The 3,728-nt window shown below is 70.7% G+C and carries 3 protein-coding genes; 2 read left to right on the top strand and 1 reads right to left on the bottom strand.

Annotated features, from left to right (window positions below; translation table 11 throughout):
- Positions 1–414: 414 nt before the first annotated feature.
- Positions 415–864: a PTS sugar transporter subunit IIA gene (locus ACZ5GT_RS40640; protein ID WP_469036957.1), complete on the top strand. Its 450-nt coding sequence runs from the start codon at positions 415–417 to the stop codon at positions 862–864.
- Between the two features lie 78 nt (positions 865–942).
- Positions 943–2,613 carry a phosphoenolpyruvate--protein phosphotransferase gene (gene ptsP, locus ACZ5GT_RS40635; RefSeq protein WP_469036956.1) on the top strand — a complete coding sequence of 557 codons (1,671 nt, stop codon included), beginning with the start codon at positions 943–945 and terminating at the stop codon, positions 2,611–2,613.
- Positions 2,614–2,691: 78 nt separating this feature from the next.
- Here ptsP and ACZ5GT_RS40630 read toward each other — a convergent pair whose 3' ends face one another.
- Positions 2,692–3,588 carry a baseplate J/gp47 family protein gene (locus tag ACZ5GT_RS40630; RefSeq protein WP_469036953.1) on the bottom strand — a complete coding sequence of 299 codons (897 nt, stop codon included), beginning with the start codon at positions 3,586–3,588 and terminating at the stop codon, positions 2,692–2,694.
- Positions 3,589–3,728 lie beyond the last annotated feature (140 nt).

Below are 3,728 nucleotides of genomic sequence, written 5' to 3'. Positions count from 1 at the left end.
GGCGTTGATTTTTGGCACGCTGTTGAGTTCTCAAGGAACGGTCGCTTCCTTTGTACTCACCCTCTCGGGCTTTCCTCCGGGCGCTTCCCTTCGGTGTTCCAAACTCTATCAGTGTTTTTCCGCCTCCCTGACCACCGTTCTGCGGACACGCAGAAGGCGACCCGGGATAGGATCTGACGAGTATGGATGCCTGCCGAGCGAGGGCGCTTGGTCGCGTCGCTCATCCTCAAGCAGGGATACGACTCTACACGGGGCCGCCGATCGGGTGCAAATCGATCAGGCTGGTGGTCTAGACCTCTAACGGGTATCTTCCCTCCGAACCGGCACTTCGCATGACATACCCTGCTGGACAGTGCGCCGTCAGGGACACGCGGTGACGGCCCCTACATGAATCTCCACCCTGGGAGGCTTCCCATGACCACCGTGACGTCCCCGCTGGCAGGACGCGCCATCGGACTCACCGCAGTCCCTGATCCGGTCTTCTCCGGGGCCATGGTCGGCCCGGGCACCGCGATCGAGCCCGTGCGCGAGCCTTCCGAGGCCGTCGCGCCGGTGGACGGAGTCGTCGTCTCTCTGCACCCGCACGCCTTCGTGGTCGTGGACGAGCAGGGGCATGGGGTGCTCACCCACCTCGGCATCGACACCGTGCAGCTCAACGGCGAGGGCTTCGAGCTGCTGGTGAACAAGGGCGACACCGTGACCCGTGGCCAGGGCATCGTGCGCTGGAACCCGGCTGCCGTGGAGGCCGCCGGCAAGTCCTCCGTCTGCCCGGTCGTGGCGCTCGAGGCCACGACCGACGCTCTCTCCGAACTCCGCGAAGACGGTGATGTGAAGGCCGGCGACAGCCTCTTCGTATGGGAGTGACCCCGGTGCCGTCGTGCGACGGCGAGCAGGACAACCACCGCGGCGGCGGGACCCGCCGCACTATCGGAGACGGGTGACATGGAGACAACGCTGCGAGGCGTCGGCGTGAGCCACGGTGTGGCGGTCGGCGAGGTTCGGCACATGGGAACAGCGGTCCTCGAACCGCCCGCCAAGCAGATCCCGGCGGAGGACGCGGAGCGCGAGCAGGGTCGCGCCCGCAAGGCCGTGGACGCTGTGGCGGCCGACCTGGTCGCGCGCGGCAATCTGGCCGGCGGAGAGGCCCAGGGGGTTCTCGAGGCGCAGGCCATGATGGCGCAGGATCCCGAGTTGATGGCGGATGTGGAGCGGCGTATCGCCGTCGGCAGCACGGCCGAGCGCGCGGTGTACGACGCCTTCGCGGCCTACCGCGCCCTGCTGGCCGGTGCCGGTGAGTACCTGGCCGGGCGGGTGGCCGACCTGGACGACGTGCGGAATCGTATCGTCGCCCGGCTGCTGGGGGTTCCGATGCCCGGCGTCCCGGACAGTGACGAGCCGTACGTCCTGATCGCGCGGGACCTCGCGCCGGCCGACACGGCGCTGCTGGACCCGACGCTGGTCCTCGGTTTCGTCACCGAGGAGGGCGGGCCGACCAGCCACAGCGCGATTCTCGCGCGGGCGCTCGGCGTTCCGGCCGTGGTCGCGCTGCCGGGCGCCGGTGAGCTGGCCGAGGGCACGGTGATCGCCGTGGACGGCAGCTCCGGCGAGATCTTCGTGAACCCGAATGCCGAGAAGCGCGCCGAGCTGGAGGCCGCGGCAGCCGAGCGCAAGGCCGCGCTGGCCTCCTCCTCCGGGCCGGGTGCCACCTCTGACGGTCACAAGGTGCCGCTGCTGGCCAACGTGGGCGGTCCCGCTGACGTACCGGCCGCCGTGGAGGCCGGGGCCGAGGGTGTCGGTCTGTTCCGCACCGAGTTCCTCTTCCTCGACGACAGCAAGAAGGCGCCGTCGCAGGACAAGCAGGTCGAGGCCTACCGGCAGGTGCTCGAGGCCTTCCCCGAGGGGCGGGTCGTCGTCCGGGTCCTCGACGCGGGCGCGGACAAGCCGCTGGACTTCCTCACCCCGGCCGACGAGCCGAACCCGGCGCTGGGCGTGCGCGGTCTGCGGACCCTGCTCGACCACCCCGAGGTGCTGCGCACGCAGCTGACCGCACTGGCGAAGGCCGCCGAGGGACTTCCGGTGCACCTCGAGGTCATGGCCCCCATGGTGGCGGACCGGGCCGACGCCAAGGCGTTCGCGGACGCGTGCCGCGAGGCGGGGTTGCACGCGAAGTTCGGCGCGATGGTCGAGATCCCGTCGGCGGCGCTGCGGGCACGCTCGATCCTGCGGGAGGTCGAGTTCCTGTCGCTGGGCACCAACGACCTCGCGCAGTACACGTTCGCCGCGGACCGCCAAGTGGGCGCCGTGTCCCGACTGCAGGATCCGTGGCAGCCGGCGCTGCTCGACCTGGTGGCGCTGGCCGCCGAGGCGGCCAAGGCCGAGGGCAAGAGCTGTGGCGTGTGCGGTGAGGCCGCGTCCGATCCTCTCCTGGCCTGTGTGCTGACCGGTCTGGGCGTCACCTCCCTCTCCATGGGTGCGGCGTCGATTCCGTACGTCCGGGCGGCGCTGAGCAAGTACACGTTGGCCCAGTGCGAGCGGGCCGCCGCGGCGGCGCGGGCCACGGACAGCGCCGAGGACGCGCGGAACGCGGCTCAGGCGGTGCTGTCCGGCGAGTAGCCGCCGGCCGGTTCACCGGCCCGCGTGACCTGCCGGCTTGTGGCGGGGCGCCCCCTTCCGGGGCGCCCCGCTGTCGTTTCAGTGGTGGTGGCCCGGCGCCGGTCCCTCCTCGCCCAGGTCGGGCGGTACGCAGTAGTCGACGTCCGATTCCGGCGAGATGATGTCTCCGGAGTCGATGTCGGTGCAGTAGGCGTCGAAGACCTCGCCCGCGGTCAGGGGCTGGAGGCCCTCTCCGCGCACGCGCCAGCCGTAGACGCGGTCCGCGGTGCCGGGCGCGCTGGTGCGCATGACGAGGCCCGCAGGATTCTGGGTGGCGATGCCCAGCGCGAGGACGGTCGCGAATTCGAGGGCCTCGGCCTCGTCGAGCCGGGTTTCGCCGTCCGGCTCCTGGTCGGCGTGGAGGACGGCGACGAGGGTCTCCGGGGTTCCGGTGACGCTGCATACGAGGTGCCGGTCTCCCGGTCCCGCCGTGTCGAGGACGCGGACCAGGAGATGGGAGGCGCGGGTGAAGGCGGCGCGGCCGATGTCCTCGCCGCAGGAGGCGCAGGGGCCGAGCCGGGTCAGGAGTGTGGAGGCGTACTCCCAGGTGGCCTGGCGGACGGCCTCGTCGACGAGGGCGGGGACCAGGTCGGCCAGTGGCTGGCCCTCGTAGGGCAGGGCGGGTCCCGCGGCCGCCAGTTCGGCTGTGAAGCGTGTGCGGCTCGATGCCTCGTCCGGGTCGAGGCCGGTGTCGGCGCAGAAGGCGGCGTACTCCTGCGGGTCGAAGAGGGCGACCGTGGTGTGGCTGCCCTGGGAGGCGCGCGTCTTGAGCAGCGCCTCCACCTGCTGGAGGTAGGCCGTGTGGTCGTGGAAGGTGAAGCTGCGGTAGCGCCGCATGGCGTGGAAGTCGTGCTCGTCGGTGAGCAGGCCGATCGTGCCCGCGATCTCGCGGTGCAGGACGCGTCGCATGGTCCGGTGGTCGGTGTGCGCTGACATGTCTCCCCCTGTGCGCAGTCGATCAATGCTCACTCACAGTAACCGGCGGCACTGACATTGATAGTGGTACGCAGGTTCCGGTGGTCGTGGCTCGGGCACTGACTGACGCCCTGCTGGGTTGTCCTCCCGTTGTTCTGTCC

Source organism: Streptomyces sp. NPDC031340, assembly GCF_055569945.1.
Note: the sequence above shows the minus strand (reverse complement) of the source record. Positions and strands in the feature narration are given on the sequence as shown.

What these genes read in the sequence shown, in the direction of transcription:
- ACZ5GT_RS40640 (WP_469036957.1), top strand. Translation starts at nt 415, where the DNA reads ATGACCACCGTGACGTCCCCGCTGGCAGGACGCGCCATCGGACTCACC.
- ptsP (WP_469036956.1), top strand. Translation starts at nt 943, where the DNA reads ATGGAGACAACGCTGCGAGGCGTCGGCGTGAGCCACGGTGTGGCGGTC.
- ACZ5GT_RS40630 (WP_469036953.1), bottom strand. Translation starts at nt 3,588, where the DNA reads ATGTCAGCGCACACCGACCACCGGACCATGCGACGCGTCCTGCACCGC.